Raw genomic sequence first — 17,604 nt, 5'->3', positions numbered from 1 at the left:
GCTAGAGAACGGCGGCGTTGAGCAGGACGAGCGCCCCCAGTGGCACCGCGACCATCCCGACATAGCCTGCGATCACGAAGAACCCATCGCGCGCGAAGAGACCGAAGGCAAAGAGGCCCACAGTGGCAGCCGCCAGCGAGGTCACGCCCGGCAGCAGCTCCAGCGCGGGCCAGCCGAGCGGGATCACCGCGCATTGTGCGAGAATGAGCATCCGCATGGGCCCCCGGGTCAGATACTGCAGTCGAGGGCTCGAGTTGCGGTCGATCCAATCGGCGGGCCTGCGCAACCAACCCACCGCCTTTTGCAAGTGATCACCGTTGATCTCGGCGCGCATCATCCATCGCGGCAACCACAGGCTACGCCCGGCGAGGGCCTGCAGCGACAGCATGATGATCATCACAGCGCAAATCGTCGGAATTCCGGGTACGCCCGACAGCGGCGAAACCAGCAACAGCGCGATCACCAGAATGACCGGTGTGATCGTCCGATCGCCGATCTCGGAGAGCACATCGCGCACCTCGACCGTGTCATCTTCGGCAGCGCGATCCACCGCATCCAGAAGATGCGTCAGCGGCCAGTCGTCATACCTCTGGCGCGATAGTGTCCTCGCGTTCGTCACGCAGCAAAGCCTCCAGCCCGGTCCGATAGTCGGGATATAGCAGTTGCACACCCAACTCTTCTTTGATGCGATCGTTCCGCACTTTTTTGCTCTCGGCGTAAAAGCTCCGAGCCATCGGTGTCATCTCTGCGGTCTCGAAATCAACCGCTGGTGGCAGCGGCAGGTTCAACAGCTCCGCGGCATAGGCGATGACATCCTGCGGCGGTGCCGGATCGTTGTCGCAGAGGTTGTAAACGGCGCCCGGGTTGGGCTGCGCTAGCGAGGCCTCCAGCACCTGGGCGATGTCCTCGACATGGATGCGCGAGAAGACCTGGCCCTGCTTGATGATCCGCCGGGCCGTGCCCTTGCGCACCTTGGCGAAAGGCCCACGCCCGGGCCCGTAGATGCCTGCAAGCCGGAAGATGTGCAGCTTCAGATCGGGGATGGCCTGCCATGCCGCCTCGGCTTCGACCCGGGCCTGACCGCGTTTGGTCGAGGGGGTCAGAGCCGTGGTCTCATCGACCCACCCACCGGCGTGATCGCCGTAAACACCGGTGGTCGAAAGATAGCCGACCCAGTCGAAGCGCGGTGCCGCGGCGGCAATCTCCGCCCTAAGGTGGTTCAACACTGGGTCGCCCTCGGGGCCTGGTCCTGCCGAGATCAGCAACGCATCTGCCACATCAAGCGCCTCGGTGATGTCGGTCCCGGGCCAGACGAGCGGTTCTGCCCCGCTCGCGGCCACCGCCTCGGCTTTCTCGGCGCTTCGCGTGGTGCCGATCACATGCCAGCCGTTTTCAACCAGCCGAGGCGTCAGAGCCTTGGCGCTGAACCCATGACCGAAGGATAGAAGTGTCTTACTCATCCCGTCAAAGTGGACTGCCGGCACGCCGGGTGCAAGCCACCCTCAGGTCGGGATCTGCATCCGGCGCGGCTGGGGCACCAGCGCGTTGATCCGCCGCAGATGTTCCGGCAAGCAGCGCGTTCGGAAATCGTGATGCTCCACGACATGCGCACGCGCTGCAGGGCCCAGATGCGCATGGGCCGTCGGCTCTGCCAGTACGTTGATCACCTGCTCTGCCAACGCATCGGGTGTATGGAAATCAACCAGAAGCCCGGTCTCACCATGGGTGATCACCTCGCGCACCGGGGCAACATCCGAGGCAACGATGGTTGCCTGCATGGCCATCGCTTCCATCAGCGACCAGGACAGTACAAACGGCATGGTCAGATAGATGTGACAACGGCCGAGCTGGACCAACGTCTGGAAATCAGGGTAGGGGATCTGTCCCAGAAAATGCAGGCGGCTCCAGTCAAGCGCATCGCCCACCTCTTTTTCCATCTCGGCGCGCAGCCCGCCCGGTTTCTCCGATTTTCCGCCGTAAGAAACATCATTGCCGCCGATGATCAGCACCCGCGCCTTGGGTCGTTCGCGCAAGATCCGCGGCAGCGCCCGCATCAGCACGTGGAACCCGCGCGTCTTCTCGAGGTTGCGCGCCACATAGGTGATCACCTCGTCGTCTCGCGTCAAAGGCCGGTCCAGCCGCCCTAGCGACAGCGCAGCCTTCGGGTTTGGCACCAGCGTGTCGGTGCGGATGCCATCGTGGCAGACATACATGCGGTCGTGAAAACTTTCAGGAAATCGGTCGCGCTGCCACAGCGTCGGGCACTGCCCGATGTCGACCGTCTCGATATTCGCCAATGGCACCGCATTGCGCGCCTGCATCAGGAACGGCGCGTGGTCCGAGACGGTCTCGTCGGGGTCAAACCCCACCAGACCGCCCTGCAGGTTATAGTAATACTCGAAGTACCCGATGATCGGCACGTCCGGCCAGACCTGCTTGAAAAAGGTCAGCTCGCCCCAACCCACGTGACCAATGACGATGTCCGGTTTGAACCCCTCGTCCCGCTCGAGTTTGCGCGCCGCCATCGCCGCACCAAAGCCCGACCCGGTCGCCTCTTCCCAAACCTTCGACAGCCCATACGTGTCCTTGCCCGGCACGTGATGCGGCTTGTAGATCACCGTGCGCAGGCCATCGAATCGCGGTGGGGCGCGGCGCTGTGTGAGGAAGGCGATCTCGTGGTCGCCGGTGGCCAGCAGCCACTGCACGATCTCGCGATATTGGCCCGGCATGTTCTGATGCACGAAAAGCAGCTTCATCGGACCTCACACTCATCACGGGTGGCTTTTGCGTCTCTTATCGGCAGACGGCGGGCGATGGCAAACCCGCCTAGCGGCCTTTCCAGATCGGATCGCGCTTTTCCGCGAAGGCGCGCGCGCCCTCCAGCTGATCTTCAGAGGAATAGAGCCTGTCGACCGTCTCCAACTGGCGTTGAGTGATGCGGTTCAGCGCGTCCTGGAACTTCGCATCCTCCGCATCGCGCACGATCTCCTTGATCGCTGCGTATACTAGGGGCGGACCCGAGGCGAGCACCTCGGCCAGCGCCCAGGCCCGGTCCATCAGTACCTCCGCTGACAGGATTTCGTTGACGAGCCCCCAGCGATGCGCCTCCTCGGCATCGAACCAGCGCCCGGTCAGCAACAGTTCCATCGCGATATGATAAGGGATGCGCTTGGGAAGCTTCACGGAGGCGGCGTCGGCCACCGTTCCCGAACGGATTTCCGGGAGGGCGAAGGTTGCATGCTCTGCGGCGAGGATCATGTCCGCGCTCAGTGCCAGCTCCAAGCCCCCGCCGCAGGCAATACCATTCACCGCGGCAATCACCGGTTTGTTGAGCCCGCGCAACTCCTGCAACCCACCAAACCCGCCGACCCCATAATCGCCGTCGACCGCATCACCCTCTGCGGCGGCTTTGAGATCCCAGCCCGGGCAAAAGAACTTCTCACCCGCCGCGGTCAGGATCGCCACCCGCAATTCAGGATCGTCGCGAAACCCGGCGAAGACCTCACCCATCACGCGCGAGGTCTTGAGGTCGATGGCATTGGCTTTGGGCCGGTCCAGGGTCACCTGCAGGATCGCCCCTTTGCGGGTGGTTTTGATCGGCTCCATTCAGGTCTCCTTTGGTTGACTGCCGCGCGCTACGGACATCAGGGCATCAGCGGCAATGGCGCCGTCGGGCGTACAGATCAGCGGGTTGATCTCAACCTCGCTGATCGCGTCACCCTGCGCAATGACACAGTCTTGCAAGGCCATCACCGTCGCGATGATGGTGCTCATATTGGCGGCTTGTTTTCCGCGATATCCCATCAGCAACGGGTAGACGCGCAGCTGTGCCAGCGCCTGCGCCACATCTGCTTCGCGAACCGGTAATAAAAGAGACACGCTGTCCTGCCAGAGTTCGGTCAGAATGCCGCCCGCGCCAAGCGTCAAAACAGCGCCATGGGCCGGGTCTCGTGTCATGCCGATCAACAGCTCGGCCACCGCGTTCTGTACCATCTCTTCGACTAGGTAGCTTTCCACGTCCATATCGCGCGCCGCCTTGGAAAGCTCAGCGTGGGTCAGGTTCAGGCGCACTGCACCAGCCTCGGACTTATGAGCAAGCCCCTGAGCTTTCAGAACAAGCGGCGCCGTCAGATCTGACGCTGCATCCGGTTCGATCCGGTCCAGAACGACACCACGCGGCGTGGCGAGACCATGCGCCTCCAGCAGCGTCTTCGCGTCGGCTTCATTCAAAGTGTGGGTTGGTCGCTCGGGTGCCGGCAGCATCGGGGGCAGGGGATGCGGCGTGCCCGACCGCGATGCCGCCTCCGCCGCGACCATCGCCTCGCGCAGCCCGCAGAGCGGCGTCACACCCGCAGCCATCAGGTCAGCGGTAACGGCCTCGGGCATCAGTTCCGGCAGTGTTGCGACTACCGCCACGGGGCGACCGCTGTCCCGGCGCACGGCAATCGCGGCCTGCGTGGCACTCGCCCAGTCGCTGGCATCGGTGTGCGGATAGTCGACGATCAGCATCAGCAATCCGATATGCGACACCGCCATTGGCCGCCATGCCGCCGCCATCTTCGCCGCGTCCCCCCAGATATAGGTGTGGTAGTCCAACGGATTGGACAGCGCGACCATCGGCCCGAGCGCCTCTTCCAAAGCCGCTGTCTGGGTATCGGTCAAAGCGGGAAGCGACAGATCGAAGCCCGTTGCGGTATCTGCCGCGAGGCTCGCCTCGCCGCCCGAACAGCTGACGCAGGACAGAGTATTGCTGGTCAGCCGGCCACTGCAATGCAGAAGCTTCAGGGTCTCAAGGAAACCCGGCAAATCATGCACCCGCGCAATCCCGAGGCGTTGGAGCAGCGCGTCGGCACCAGCATCGCTTCCCGCGAGGGACGCGGTATGCGAGATCGTCGCGCGCTGCGCCTGCTCCGACGCACCTACCTTGAGAGCGACCAGCGGCACGCCTTTCTCATGCGCCTTTTGCGCCAGCGCGACCCAGTCTGCCACATCGCGAAACCCCTCGACGTGCAGACCAATCGCGGTGACGCGCGGATCATCCAGCAGGGCTTCTGCGATCACCGCCTGCCGCGTCTGTGCCATGTTTCCGCAGGTGACCACATAGGCCAAAGGCACTCCGCGTCGCTGCATGGTGAGGTTGATCGCGATGTTCGAGCTCTGTGTCAGGATCGCGACACCCCGATCCACCGGCGCACAGCCATGCTGGTCTGGCCAGAGCAGCGCGCCGTCCAGCGCATTGATGAATCCATAGCAATTCGGGCCAAGGATCGGCATCTTACCCGCCGCTGCGACCAGCGCCGCTTGCAGATCGCCCGCCGCCGCATCTTCGCCGACCGCTTCTGAAAAACCGGACGCAAAACAGACCGCACCGCCAGCACCCTGCCGTGACAGGGCCGAGACGATATCGATGGTCAGCTGCCGGTTCACCCCGATGAAAGCCGCATCGGGCACACCCGGCAAGTCAGCAACGGAGGGCACCGCGGCGATACCTTCCACGGGTGTGGCATCGGGATGCACCCGCCAGACCTTTCCCGCAAACTCCATGCCTTGCAACTGGCGAACCACCTGACGGCACCAGCCACCACCACCCACCACCGCCACCGACCGAGGGCGCAGCAGCCGCGACAGATCACGGCGCATGGCGATCCCGTCCCCCGGCATGCCCCGTCACGCCCCCAAGGCGCGCAGCAGGTCGCGGCTGATGATGTGGCGCTGGATCTCGCTCGTCCCGTCCCAGATCCGCTCCACCCGCGCATCGCGCCAGAACCGCTCCAGCGGGTAGTCATCCATCAGCCCCATACCGCCGTGGATCTGGATCGCGGCGTCCGTGACCCGGGCCAGCATCTCCGACGCATAGAGTTTCGCACTCGCAATCTCGCGATTGGCTGACAGGCCCTTGTCCAGCCGGTCCGCGCTCGCAAGCGTCAGCAAATCGGCGGCATCGATCTCGGTGACCATATCGGCCAGCTGAAAACTCACCCCTTGGAATTTTCCGATCTTCTGGCCGAATTGTTCCCGCTCAGCCGCGTAGTTCAATGCATAATCGAACACCCGGCGCGCGCGCCCCACAGACATCGCAGCGACCGTTATCCGTGTTGCATAGAGCCAGGTGTTCATCACTTCAAACCCGCCATCGACTACGCCAAGCACCTGCGCATCCGGCAAGCGGCAATCGTCAAACTCGAGGATCATGTTCTTGTAGCCTCGGTGACTGACCGATTTGTACCCGTCCCGGATCGTGAAACCCGGGGTGCCGCGATCCATGAGAAAAGCCGTTATACGCTTCTTCGGACCCTTGGGGGTCTGGTCCTCGCCGGTGGCGATGAAGACGATGATGAAGTCCGCATGTTCAGCGCCGGAGATAAAGTGTTTGGTCCCATTGACGACCCAATCGCCACCGTCCCGGACCGCTGCGCATGTCATGCCCCGCACGTCCGATCCAGCCCCCGGTTCGGTCATGGCGAGCGCATCCATCTTCTCGCCGCGCACCGCTGGCATCAGATAGCGCTCCACCTGATCACCGTCGCAGGCCATCAGGATGTTCTGCGGGCGGCCAAAGAAATGCGTGAGCGCCATTGACCCACGGCCGAGCTCGCGCTCCACAAGCGCGAATTCGAGGTGGTTCAGCCCAGCCCCGCCCGCGCTTTCGGGAAAGTTGCAGGCGTAAAACCCGAGCTCGAGTGTCTTGCGTTTGATCTCCTGCGCGATCTCGCGAGGCACCTCGCCGGTGCGCTCCACCAATTCCTCATGCGGATAGATTTCATTCTCGACAAAGCTGCGGACAGTTTCCGCAATCATCTGATGTTCTTCAGTCAGCCCATAAGTGGTCATGAACAACTCCCCGAACAGGTCTCAAAAAGGCAAGCGACGGCTGCATCGCGTCTTGCGGGGCGCATGCCTGTGCATGATCCCCGCTGTCCGTCACCAGACGCGGCCAATTATTCGATTGGGTGTGGATAAAGCCGCGTAAGGTGACGGAAAAGAAAAGTGTCAGCTGCTCAGCGTCGCGGCGCCAGCCGCCGGGTGCTGGTCCAGCGTTTTGCCTCGTCAACGGGCTCACACGACCGTTCAACTCGCATAGGTGCTGCCTTCCTCGTCGAGGATCGCTTTGAGTTCCGCCAGATGGCGCGCATCCTGTTCGGGATAGCTCTCGAGCTCCTGCGCCGTCTTCTCTGCAACCTCATCCGACAGCACGCGCAGAGGTCGGCCCGTTTGCAGCGCGAGTATATAGGTCATGCACGCCCGCTCGAAGTAGTAGAGCCGGTTGAAGGTCTCCGCTACCGTCTCGCCGATGACCATCACCCCGTGATTGCCCATCACCATGACCTTCTGCTTGGGGTCGCGGAAGAGCCGCGCACAGCGCTCTCCTTCATCCTCAAAGGCCAGCCCGCCATAGTTTTCATCGACCACGACGCGGTTAAAAAAGGTGCATGCGTTTTGATCTACCGGCGGTAACTGGCTGTCAGCCAAAGCGGCCAGTGCCGTGGCATAAGGCGAGTGCACATGCATGGCACAGCGCGCGTGCGGACAGTGGCGATGCAGCCCTCCATGCAGACCCCAGGCCGTGGGGTCCGGCGCATCCGGCCCCTCCATGCTGGCGGGGTCATTGGCATCCACCACAATCAGGTCCGACGCCTTGATGCGCGCAAAATGCATCTGGTTGGGGTTCATCAGGAACTGCGTCCCGTCCTCGTTGATTGCCAAGCTGAAATGGTTTGCAACGGCCTCGTGCATGTTCAACCGTACCGTCCAGCGGAAGGCGGCTGCCAGATCGACACGCGCCTGCCAATGGTCGAGATTGGGCCGAATATGCGGGACAGACATGGACGATACCTCCTGCGGCTTTGTGCGATTTGAACCACGCCCAAATGCGACTGGCTAGCCAAAATGCGACAGCGCCCTCTTATTCGAGCGGGCGGCTTGGCACCCAGGCGTATCCATCCGCGCAAAGGATATAGGCCTCGCGCAGCCCATGCGGTTTGTCGGCGGGCGGTTGCAGGATCACGGCACCGACGGCTTCGGCGCGCGCGACCGCGGCCTCCGGGTCAGTATCATATAGCCGGATCTCGAGGCCCGCGCCTCTGGGCGGGTTCTCCGGCACCAACCCCAGCAGCGGATTTGCCCCGTACGTGCCATCGCTGTGCAATTGAAACACATCGGCGCCATAGGTGATGATGGCGAAGTCTTCGGTCAGGCGATGCACGCCGACCTGGAAGACCTGCTTCAGAAAAGCTGCTGTCGCGCGCACGTCGCGCACCAGAAGGTTCAGCCCGATGCCACGCAGGCTTTTGCCGAAATCATCTGCTGACACGGTTTCATAGTCCATCCGCATCGCTCCCTGCTTGAACATCCCAAAATCCCATGGCACCTAGGGACATGACGCAGACACCCTTCCCTTCATGGCCCGAGACCGCAGCTCAACTGATTGCTGTGGCAACCGGGCGCAGCCCCGCCGATACCGTCATTCGCGCAGGCAAGTGGGTCAATGTCCATACCCGTGAAGTGCTGGACAGCCACGACATCGCCATTGTCGCGGGCCGCATCGCCTGTGTGGTACCGGATGCGGCGCACTGCATCGGGCCCGACACGCAGATTATCGAAGCGCATGGCCGCTACATGATCCCCGGCCTCTGCGACGGGCATATGCACATCGAAAGCGGCATGCTGACCCCGGCGGAATTCGCCCGGGCCGTGATCCCGCACGGGACGACCTCGATGTTTACCGACCCGCATGAGATCGCCAATGTGCTGGGCCTCGAAGGCGTCCGCATGATGCACGACGAAGCGCTGATGCAGCCGGTCAACATCTTCACCCAGATGCCCTCTTGCGCGCCCTCGGCGCCCGGCATGGAGACCACCGGATACGAGATCACGCCAGAGGATGTGGCCGAGGCGATGACCTGGCCCGGCATCATCGGGCTGGGCGAGATGATGAACTTTCCGGGTGTGTCGAACGCCGATCCCAAGATGCTGGCCGAGATTGCCGCGACGCAAGTGGCGGGCAAAACGGTCGGCGGGCATTACGCCTCCCCCGATCTTGGCGCCGCCTTCGCGGGTTATGTGGCGGGCGGACCGGCGGACGATCACGAGGGCACCTGCGAGCAGGATGCCATTGCGCGGATGCGGCAGGGGATGCGGTCGATGATCCGGCTCGGCTCGGCGTGGTATGATGTGGAAAGCCAGATCACGGCGATTACCGAAAAGGGCCTCGACCCGCGCAACATGATCTTGTGCACGGATGACTGCCACTCCGGCACGCTGGTCAACGATGGACACATGAACCGCGTGGTCCGTCACGCCATCGACTGCGGGTGTGACGCTCTGGTGGCGCTGCAAATGGCGACGATCAACACCGCCACGCATTTCGGGCTCGAGCGTGAGATCGGCTCTCTCACGCCCGGGCGACGGGCCGATGTGATCCTGACCTCCGATCTCATTACCCTGCCCATCGAAACCGTCGTTGCGCGTGGCCAGATCGTTGCGGAGACCGGCACCTGCCTCGTCGACTGCCCGCATTACGCCTGGCCTGCCACTGCGCGGCAGACGGTGCATCTGGGCAAGACGCTCACCGCGAGCGATTTCATAATCCCCGCCCCCTCAGGCGCCAATGCCGTGCGCGCCAATGTCATCGGTGTGGTCGAAAACCAGGCCCCCACTAAGGCGCTGCAGTTCGAGCTTCCGGTCACTGAAGGCCGCGTGCAGGCGACAGGCGACGTGGCCCAGATCGCGCTCGTCGAGCGGCACCGCGGGACAGGTCAGGTGACCAACGCCTTTGTCTCCGGCTTCGGTTACGAGGGGCCGATGGCCATGGCGTCCACAGTGGCGCACGACAGCCATCACATGATCGTCGTCGGCACCGATGCCGCGCACATGGCTATGGCGGCGAACCGGCTCGGCGAAGTCGGCGGCGGTATAGTCATCTTCAAGGACGGCGCTGAATTGGCGTTGGTGGAGCTCCCCATTGCGGGGCTGATGTCCGACTTGCCCGCCGCGGACGTCGCAGCCAAAGCCGACAAGATGATGGACGCCATGCGCGCCTGCGGCTGTACGCTCAACAACGCCTACATGCAGCACTCGTTGCTGGCGCTTGTGGTCATTCCCGAACTCCGCATTTCGGACCTCGGCCTCGTTGACGTGCGCACATTTGACTTTATTCCCGTGGTGGAACCGCTCTCATGACCAATATCCTGACCCCAACCGCACCCGCTGTCGAAGAGTTTACCGACGCCAAAGCCGCCGTGGCGCGGCTGGAAGAGCTCTACACCCAAGCTACCGAGTTCCTCTGCGCACATTTCAGCACGGCCATGAGCGAGGGCGCACCGCAAGGCCGCATCCGCGCCTTTTATCCGGAGGTTCTTTTCCGCACCTCCACCTTCGCACAAGTCGACACGCGGCTGAGCTTCGGACATGTCTCGGCTCCCGGCAGCTTCCGCGCCACGATCACCCGCCCAGACCTCTTCCGCAGCTACCTCACGCAGCAGATTGGCCTGCTGATCGAGAACCACGACCAGCCGGTGATCATCGGCCCCTCCGAAACTCCGATCCCGGTGCATTTTGCCGTGGCCAACGACAGCAGCATCACCGTGCCGCAGGAGGGCGCTGCTGCGTTCACTCTGCGCGATGTCTTCGACGTGCCGGATCTCTCAACGACAAACGATGATATCGTGAATGGCACCTATGTGCCCGTCGATGACATCGGCCCGCTCGCACCTTTCACGGCGCAGCGTGTCGACTATTCGCTCGCGCGCCTTGCGCATTACACCGCAACTGATCCTGCGCATTTCCAGAACCACGTGCTGTTCACGAACTACCAGTTCTATGTCTCTGAGTTCGAGGCCTATGCGCGTGCGCAGCTTGATGACCCGGCCTCGGGCTACACCGCCTTCGTCTCAACCGACAACGCCACGATCACCACCGGCGACGCGCCGCTGGCCGAAGCGATCAAGACGCCTCAAATGCCAACCTATCACCTGAAGCGTGCCGATGGGTCCGGCATCACGCTGGTGAACATCGGTGTCGGCCCGTCGAACGCAAAAACGGCGACAGACCATATTGCCGTCTTGCGCCCGCATGCCTGGCTCATGGTCGGCCACTGTGCTGGCCTGCGCAACTCACAGGCGCTCGGGGATTTCGTGCTCGCCCACGCGTATTTGCGCGAAGACCACGTGCTGGACGATGACCTGCCCGTCTGGGTGCCGATCCCGGCGCTGGCCGAAATCCAGATTGCGCTGGAACAGGCGGTGGCGGAAGTCACCGCGCTCGAAGGCTACGAGCTCAAGCGCATCATGCGCACCGGCACCGTGGCCACCATCGACAATCGCAACTGGGAACTGCGCGATCAGTCCGGCCCGGTGCAACGGCTCAGCCAGTCGCGCGCCGTCGCCCTCGATATGGAGAGCGCCACGATTGCAGCCAACGGCTACCGCTTCCGGGTGCCCTATGGCACGCTGCTCTGTGTTTCCGACAAGCCGCTGCACGGCGAGCTGAAGCTGCCTGGCATGGCCTCGGACTTCTACAAAACGCAGGTGACACGCCATTTGCTGATCGGCATTCAGGCTATGGAGCGCTTGCGCACCATGCCGCTGGAACGTATCCACAGCCGGAAATTGCGCTCCTTTGAAGAGACCGCCTTCCTCTGAGGGCCGAAAACCCCATAAAATAGGTTAATTTTGGTAGTGTCTCACTTTGAAACTGAAAAATCACAGCTTTGCAAGCAAAGACCCCGCCGGAGCGGGGTCTAAGGACGTTTGACAATATCTAGGCTGACCTAAGCTTGTCATCGCTCGGTGGCCAACCTGCCTAGTGCTCTAGGTCTTAAAGCCCGATAAACGGGATACAACCCCTAAGTAAGGCGGTTCGCTAACTCAAACAAGTAACAAGTTATTACTTGTCACTAGAGTGTAAGCCGAGGCCATATAGCACACCCTGCCTAACCGACTGTAAATCTTCAGCGCTCGCTTGTGGTGTTGCCCATTTGCGCCGGTCTAGCTTGAATCCCTTAAGTCGATACAGACCAACATTCGAAATCATGTCGCATTTTGCCCAACATGGCAGATCATCCTCCTCATTTGGGTGATAATTCTTAGACAATCGAACGACATATGGTTCCTTATGGGCGGGCGGCAGAAGGCTAATTGGCACAACCGCCGCAATCTGCGAGCGAAAGGGAAGTTTGGGGGATACAACCATGACAGGCCGAACCTTGACCATCTCCGGTTCTTTGAAGCCACGAAAATCACACACAAGAATTTGCCCGGCGCGGGGGTGAAAGTTAATCGTCACTCATGAGACCTTTTTCTTGTACTTCGACGGGCGCTTGGGCTTCACCGCTCGAGCGTCGATCAACCCGACTATCCACTCCATATCATGCAACGTATCGCTCACACCAGCAGCCATGGCCGGGGTGCACTTGAGCGTCTTGTGAATGCGCACGAAATTATAATGCACGAAATACAGGCTAAGCATGTGCAAGTGGTTCTGCAATTTTTTGCTGAACGCGTTGGTGAGGCGAGTGAACCGGCGCATACCCATTCGCATGGAAAGGTTCTGCCGCTCTACGTAAGACGTGCTTATCAGTTCCCTGACCGGATCACCTGAAACTTTCTTCTTCTTCGCGCCTGTGCAGATCGCCGGGGAATACTTGCGCTCGTGGCCTTCTCCACCGTCAGGCTTGCCGTACTGCTTCACCAGCATGGCATAGTCAATCTCACCACCAAAGACCTCCTCTACGACCTCCAGGTACGCCTTGTGGCCGTCCGTCGTCAGCTGCACGCGACCATCAATGCGGCGGCTAAGATCAAGCATAAAGTCATATGCGGTCTCCGCAGAACGGTCCCCGATCTCATAGGACAGGATCATTTTGCTATCAGCGTCGAGCGCGGTCCACGTCCACACGTCGCCTGCACCCTTGGGAGCCGCCTTCGCTTTTTCGACGTTCTTTTCCTTTGCGTACCAGAATGACCAGATTTCATCGCACTCAACGCGACTGACTTTGACGTTCCGCACGGCCTCGTCATGATAGACCGCACAAGCGTTGCCAGCATCGACAAGCAGTTTGGTCACAGTGTTGATGGATACGCCAACAGTGCGAGAAACTGCCCGCATGGACATACCTTCCACCAGCATGTTCAGGATCATGACGCGTTTTTCGGTAGGCAATTGTCTCATGCCTCCTATATGTGAACTTTTTTGCTTAGCGTCAAGTATGAGTGGAGTGTTTTCTATCAGACAATAGAAATGATTAGTCTGGATCGAAAATCCAAATCTTGCAGATACCTGATTTTAGTGATAAATATGCTTTGAGGGCGTCTAATTTGGACCAACAAATCAAGCGCCCTCAAAGGCTTACATGATGCCTATAATCTCATGGACCACCCCCCGGAACGGCTTCACGTCCTTGCGCACGGGGTTCACCGGACTGGTTAGACCCGGTATCGAAAGAGGACCTAGATGAAGTGCTGAACAGGCTACCATCATCTAGGTCCGTTTTCTTATTCAGCTCGTATGTGCCGTCTGGATACTTTGCGACGATGTCACGATCTACGAGGCGCTTTACGGCTGTATAGTAATAGTTTGGAGAACTCTTAAGGCGTCGCACGTCAAATCCGGTGCCCCCAAGCATTGCCTTAATCTGCTTGTGCCCCTTAGGCTTTCCTGCCGTTCGCAACACCATGACAATTGCATCAACAAGAGAGGGTCCGTCATCCTCAGACGCGGCATTGCTGCTTTTCGCAGTGTACCGTGCATCGGATGACTCAGGATGTTCCACTTTTGTATCTGTGTGGTTGGCCTGTGAGGCAGTCGCGGCATCGCGAAGAAGATTCGCGGCCTCGATCCACTTCCTCAGCGTACTAAGCTGCGACTCATGAATCCGAATTTTATCTTCAATATCAGATGCCTGACGCTCCCAGGACTTAATCTGGCTATCTGAGATGTTGACGGCGCTGCTCATGCGGGGCTCCTTTGCCCCTCAACTATTATCACCACTCACCACTCATCGCAAGATGTTGTGTAGTGAGTTATCCTCCCCAGCGCTTGGCTGCGGCCTTCTTCGCGATCTCGCTTCTTTGCTCTGGCGTGAGCTTTTTCGCCCGAGCCTTTCCGCCGCGAGATCCCAGCGACTTCGCCGCAGGGTCTTTCCCATCATCCTCAACGTCGTCTTCAATCTCTCCTGTCGCAATCCGCGCAATCTTTACAGCGTTACCGATCACATCAGCAGGTCTTTTTTCACCCTTAGGTCCCTTAGGCATCTTGTGCCTCCATCTGAGCAATGAAGTCATCCCAAGACATCTTCACGCCATTCTGCCGCGTCGTCTGCCCTTTACACCAGATCAGACCAGTTTTGGTAACGTAACAGTCACCGCGTAAAGTCCCGTCATTGTCACGAACCTGAAGCTCTATTCCGCTGTTCTTGACGTCCATCTCAACCTTGAATTCTTTGATCTTCACCTTCATGCTCGACCCTCATTCTGCTTGTCGCTAAGCATAACATGGGGCTTAGAGGTGGTGAAAACTAGAAAAACGTGTTTTCAAAGTGAGACATTACCCTAATTGGCACAACCGCCGCAATCTGCGAGCGAAAGGGAAGTTTGGGGGATACAACCATGACAGGCCGAACCTTGACCATCTCCGGTTCTTTGAAGCCACGAAAATCACACACAAGAATTTGCCCGGCGCGGGGGTGAAAGTTAATCGTCACTCATGAGACCTTTTTCTTGTACTTCGACGGGCGCTTGGGCTTCACCGCTCGAGCGTCGATCAACCCGACTATCCACTCCATATCATGCAACGTATCGCTCACACCAGCAGCCATGGCCGGGGTGCACTTGAGCGTCTTGTGAATGCGCACGAAATTATAATGCACGAAATACAGGCTAAGCATGTGCAAGTGGTTCTGCAATTTTTTGCTGAACGCGTTGGTGAGGCGAGTGAACCGGCGCATACCCATTCGCATGGAAAGGTTCTGCCGCTCTACGTAAGACGTGCTTATCAGTTCCCTGACCGGATCACCTGAAACTTTCTTCTTCTTCGCGCCTGTGCAGATCGCCGGGGAATACTTGCGCTCGTGGCCTTCTCCACCGTCAGGCTTGCCGTACTGCTTCACCAGCATGGCATAGTCAATCTCACCACCAAAGACCTCCTCTACGACCTCCAGGTACGCCTTGTGGCCGTCCGTCGTCAGCTGCACGCGACCATCAATGCGGCGGCTAAGATCAAGCATAAAGTCATATGCGGTCTCCGCAGAACGGTCCCCGATCTCATAGGACAGGATCATTTTGCTATCAGCGTCGAGCGCGGTCCACGTCCACACGTCGCCTGCACCCTTGGGAGCCGCCTTCGCTTTTTCGACGTTCTTTTCCTTTGCGTACCAGAATGACCAGATTTCATCGCACTCAACGCGACTGACTTTGACGTTCCGCACGGCCTCGTCATGATAGACCGCACAAGCGTTGCCAGCATCGACAAGCAGTTTGGTCACAGTGTTGATGGATACGCCAACAGTGCGAGAAACTGCCCGCATGGACATACCTTCCACCAGCATGTTCAGGATCATGACGCGTTTTTCGGTAGGCAATTGTCTCATGCCTCCTATATGTGAACTTTTTTGCTTAGCGTCAAGTATGAGTGGAGTGTTTTCTATCAGACAATAGAAATGATTAGTCTGGATCGAAAATCCAAATCTTGCAGATACCTGATTTTAGTGATAAATATGCTTTGAGGGCGTCTAATTTGGACCAACAAATCAAGCGCCCTCAAAGGCTTACATGATGCCTATAATCTCATGGACCACCCCCCGGAACGGCTTCACGTCCTTGCGCACGGGGTTCACCGGACTGGTTAGACCCGGTATCGAAAGAGGACCTAGATGAAGTGCTGAACAGGCTACCATCATCTAGGTCCGTTTTCTTATTCAGCTCGTATGTGCCGTCTGGATACTTTGCGACGATGTCACGATCTACGAGGCGCTTTACGGCTGTATAGTAATAGTTTGGAGAACTCTTAAGGCGTCGCACGTCAAATCCGGTGCCCCCAAGCATTGCCTTAATCTGCTTGTGCCCCTTAGGCTTTCCTGCCGTTCGCAACACCATGACAATTGCATCAACAAGAGAGGGTCCGTCATCCTCAGACGCGGCATTGCTGCTTTTCGCAGTGTACCGTGCATCGGATGACTCAGGATGTTCCACTTTTGTATCTGTGTGGTTGGCCTGTGAGGCAGTCGCGGCATCGCGAAGAAGATTCGCGGCCTCGATCCACTTCCTCAGCGTACTAAGCTGCGACTCATGAATCCGAATTTTATCTTCAATATCAGATGCCTGACGCTCCCAGGACTTAATCTGGCTATCTGAGATGTTGACGGCGCTGCTCATGCGGGGCTCCTTTGCCCCTCAACTATTATCACCACTCACCACTCATCGCAAGATGTTGTGTAGTGAGTTATCCTCCCCAGCGCTTGGCTGCGGCCTTCTTCGCGATCTCGCTTCTTTGCTCTGGCGTGAGCTTTTTCGCCCGAGCCTTTCCGCCGCGAGATCCCAGCGACTTCGCCGCAGGGTCTTTCCCATCATCCTCAACGTCGTCTTCAATCTCTCCTGTCGCAATCCGCGCAATCTTTACAGCGTTACCGATCACATCAGCAGGTCTTTTTTCACCCTTAGGTCCCTTAGGCATCTTGTGCCTCCATCTGAGCAATGAAGTCATCCCAAGACATCTTCACGCCATTCTGCCGCGTCGTCTGCCCTTTACACCAGATCAGACCAGTTTTGGTAACGTAACAGTCACCGCGTAAAGTCCCGTCATTGTCACGAACCTGAAGCTCTATTCCGCTGTTCTTGACGTCCATCTCAACCTTGAATTCTTTGATCTTCACCTTCATGCTCGACCCTCATTCTGCTTGTCGCTAAGCATAACATGGGGCTTAGAGGTGGTGAAAACTAGAAAAACGTGTTTTCAAAGTGAGACATTACCTTAATTTTGCATGTTTTTCCTTGCATTGCTCCACTAATCGTTGTGTTCATACACAACATCCGGGTAGATTTCGGTTATGAGGCCCAACTGTTCGGGCAGCGAAGGAGAACAAGAACATGGCGAAACCAATGACAAAGACCCAACTGGTCGCGGCACTGGCCGACGAAATGGGGTCCGACAAGAAATCCGCAGGCGCAGCGCTGGAAGCTGTGTGCAACCTGATCACACGCGAAGTGTCCGGCGGTGGCGCCGTGACCCTGCCCGGTGTTGGCAAGATCTACTGCCGCGAGCGCCCCGAGCGCATGGTGCGGAACCCCGCCACAGGCGAGCAATTCAAGAAAGACGCAGACAAGGTGGTCAAGATGACCATCGCCAAAGCGCTCAAGGACAGCGTGAACGGCTAACCGCCGCTTACGCGAGACTTTCAGGGGTCGCCTTCGGGCGGCCCTTTTTTTGTAGGTGCTGATCCGCTGCGCACCCGCATTGCATGTTCGCCGCGCCGCCTTAGACCGTGCACGCAACCGTTGCCAAGTTCGTCGATGGTGGCTAGCGTCGAGACCGAAGGAGACGTTCAATGAAATCGAACAGCATCGTCGTAGTCGTAGTGGAGAGGCGCGTGGTCCAATAGCGGTTTCCATATCC

Annotated in this window: 21 protein-coding genes; 3 read left to right on the top strand and 18 right to left on the bottom strand. The window is 59.2% G+C overall.

Going from position 1 to position 17,604, the window contains the following annotated elements:
• Position 1 precedes the first annotated feature (1 nt).
• The 8 genes from ACVC7O_RS20030 to ACVC7O_RS19995 all read right to left on the bottom strand — a co-directional run bounded on the left by ACVC7O_RS20030 (position 2) and on the right by ACVC7O_RS19995 (position 8,326).
• Positions 2-619 (bottom strand): exopolysaccharide biosynthesis protein, encoded by a 618-nt coding sequence (locus tag ACVC7O_RS20030; protein ID WP_458323869.1) that lies wholly within the window; start codon positions 617-619, stop codon positions 2-4.
• The gene (locus ACVC7O_RS20025) at positions 582-1,460 is read right to left on the bottom strand and encodes an SDR family oxidoreductase (protein ID WP_458323868.1); all 879 of its coding nucleotides are present in this window, start codon (positions 1,458-1,460) and stop codon (positions 582-584) included. Before ACVC7O_RS20025 ends, ACVC7O_RS20030 begins: the two co-directional genes overlap by 38 nt.
• A 42-nt stretch (positions 1,461-1,502) precedes the next feature.
• On the bottom strand, positions 1,503-2,756 hold the full coding sequence (locus tag ACVC7O_RS20020) for a glycosyltransferase family 4 protein (RefSeq protein WP_458323867.1): 1,254 nt from the start codon (positions 2,754-2,756) through the stop codon (positions 1,503-1,505).
• A gap of 70 nt (positions 2,757-2,826) precedes the next feature.
• Positions 2,827-3,606 (bottom strand): carnitinyl-CoA dehydratase, encoded by a 780-nt coding sequence (locus ACVC7O_RS20015; protein ID WP_458323866.1) that lies wholly within the window; start codon positions 3,604-3,606, stop codon positions 2,827-2,829.
• The gene (locus ACVC7O_RS20010) at positions 3,607-5,640 is read right to left on the bottom strand and encodes an acetate--CoA ligase family protein (RefSeq protein WP_458323865.1); all 2,034 of its coding nucleotides are present in this window, start codon (positions 5,638-5,640) and stop codon (positions 3,607-3,609) included. It abuts the gene before it with no gap.
• Positions 5,641-5,667: 27 nt separating this feature from the next.
• A complete protein-coding gene (locus tag ACVC7O_RS20005; RefSeq protein WP_458323864.1) occupies positions 5,668-6,831 on the bottom strand; it encodes an acyl-CoA dehydrogenase family protein in 1,164 nt (387 codons plus the stop codon).
• A 237-nt stretch (positions 6,832-7,068) separates the two neighbouring features.
• Positions 7,069-7,824, bottom strand: a complete 756-nt coding sequence (locus tag ACVC7O_RS20000; RefSeq protein ID WP_458323863.1) for a class II aldolase and adducin N-terminal domain-containing protein — start codon at positions 7,822-7,824, stop codon at positions 7,069-7,071.
• Between the two features lie 79 nt (positions 7,825-7,903).
• The gene (locus tag ACVC7O_RS19995; protein WP_458323862.1) at positions 7,904-8,326 is read right to left on the bottom strand and encodes a glyoxalase; all 423 of its coding nucleotides are present in this window, start codon (positions 8,324-8,326) and stop codon (positions 7,904-7,906) included.
• Between the two features lie 50 nt (positions 8,327-8,376).
• On the opposite strand from ACVC7O_RS19995, the gene ade reads away from it, so the two are divergent.
• Both ade and ACVC7O_RS19985 read left to right on the top strand, forming a co-directional pair.
• Positions 8,377-10,179: an adenine deaminase gene (gene ade / locus ACVC7O_RS19990; protein ID WP_458323861.1), complete on the top strand. Its 1,803-nt coding sequence runs from the start codon at positions 8,377-8,379 to the stop codon at positions 10,177-10,179.
• On the top strand, positions 10,176-11,639 hold the full coding sequence (locus ACVC7O_RS19985; protein ID WP_458323860.1) for an AMP nucleosidase: 1,464 nt from the start codon (positions 10,176-10,178) through the stop codon (positions 11,637-11,639). The genes ade and ACVC7O_RS19985 overlap by 4 nt, the downstream gene beginning before the upstream one ends.
• A 244-nt stretch (positions 11,640-11,883) precedes the next feature.
• On the opposite strand, the gene ACVC7O_RS19980 is transcribed toward ACVC7O_RS19985, so the two are convergent.
• The 10 genes from ACVC7O_RS19980 to ACVC7O_RS19935 all read right to left on the bottom strand — a co-directional run bounded on the left by ACVC7O_RS19980 (position 11,884) and on the right by ACVC7O_RS19935 (position 16,870).
• Positions 11,884-12,210, bottom strand: coding sequence for a type II toxin-antitoxin system PemK/MazF family toxin (locus ACVC7O_RS19980; protein WP_458326123.1), 327 nt, complete (start codon positions 12,208-12,210; stop codon positions 11,884-11,886).
• A 72-nt stretch (positions 12,211-12,282) separates the two neighbouring features.
• Positions 12,283-13,167 (bottom strand): IS1 family transposase, encoded by an 885-nt coding sequence (locus ACVC7O_RS19975; RefSeq protein WP_458323859.1) that lies wholly within the window; start codon positions 13,165-13,167, stop codon positions 12,283-12,285.
• Between the two features lie 196 nt (positions 13,168-13,363).
• The gene (locus tag ACVC7O_RS19970; protein ID WP_458323858.1) at positions 13,364-13,951 is read right to left on the bottom strand and encodes a hypothetical protein; all 588 of its coding nucleotides are present in this window, start codon (positions 13,949-13,951) and stop codon (positions 13,364-13,366) included.
• 67 nt (positions 13,952-14,018) lie between these two features.
• A complete protein-coding gene (locus ACVC7O_RS19965; protein ID WP_458323857.1) occupies positions 14,019-14,249 on the bottom strand; it encodes a histone H1 in 231 nt (76 codons plus the stop codon).
• Positions 14,242-14,454: a hypothetical protein gene (locus ACVC7O_RS19960; RefSeq protein WP_458323856.1), complete on the bottom strand. Its 213-nt coding sequence runs from the start codon at positions 14,452-14,454 to the stop codon at positions 14,242-14,244. The genes ACVC7O_RS19965 and ACVC7O_RS19960 overlap by 8 nt, the downstream gene beginning before the upstream one ends.
• A 58-nt stretch (positions 14,455-14,512) precedes the next feature.
• Positions 14,513-14,626, bottom strand: a complete 114-nt coding sequence (locus ACVC7O_RS19955) for a hypothetical protein (RefSeq protein ID WP_458326122.1) — start codon at positions 14,624-14,626, stop codon at positions 14,513-14,515.
• Positions 14,627-14,698: 72 nt separating this feature from the next.
• A complete protein-coding gene (locus ACVC7O_RS19950) occupies positions 14,699-15,583 on the bottom strand; it encodes an IS1 family transposase (RefSeq protein WP_458323859.1) in 885 nt (294 codons plus the stop codon).
• A 196-nt stretch (positions 15,584-15,779) separates the two neighbouring features.
• A complete protein-coding gene (locus tag ACVC7O_RS19945; protein ID WP_458323858.1) occupies positions 15,780-16,367 on the bottom strand; it encodes a hypothetical protein in 588 nt (195 codons plus the stop codon).
• Positions 16,368-16,434: 67 nt separating this feature from the next.
• Positions 16,435-16,665 carry a histone H1 gene (locus ACVC7O_RS19940; protein ID WP_458323857.1) on the bottom strand — a complete coding sequence of 77 codons (231 nt, stop codon included), beginning with the start codon at positions 16,663-16,665 and terminating at the stop codon, positions 16,435-16,437.
• Positions 16,658-16,870, bottom strand: a complete 213-nt coding sequence (locus tag ACVC7O_RS19935) for a hypothetical protein (RefSeq protein ID WP_458323856.1) — start codon at positions 16,868-16,870, stop codon at positions 16,658-16,660. The genes ACVC7O_RS19940 and ACVC7O_RS19935 overlap by 8 nt, the downstream gene beginning before the upstream one ends.
• A gap of 208 nt (positions 16,871-17,078) precedes the next feature.
• Between ACVC7O_RS19935 and ACVC7O_RS19930 the strand changes: the two genes are divergently transcribed.
• Positions 17,079-17,366 (top strand): HU family DNA-binding protein, encoded by a 288-nt coding sequence (locus ACVC7O_RS19930; protein ID WP_263842166.1) that lies wholly within the window; start codon positions 17,079-17,081, stop codon positions 17,364-17,366.
• Positions 17,367-17,604 lie beyond the last annotated feature (238 nt).

It is taken from the genome of Roseobacter cerffii, assembly GCF_054226325.1.
The sequence above is the reverse complement of the archived record's forward strand: the minus strand, read 5'-3'. Positions and strand labels throughout refer to the sequence as shown.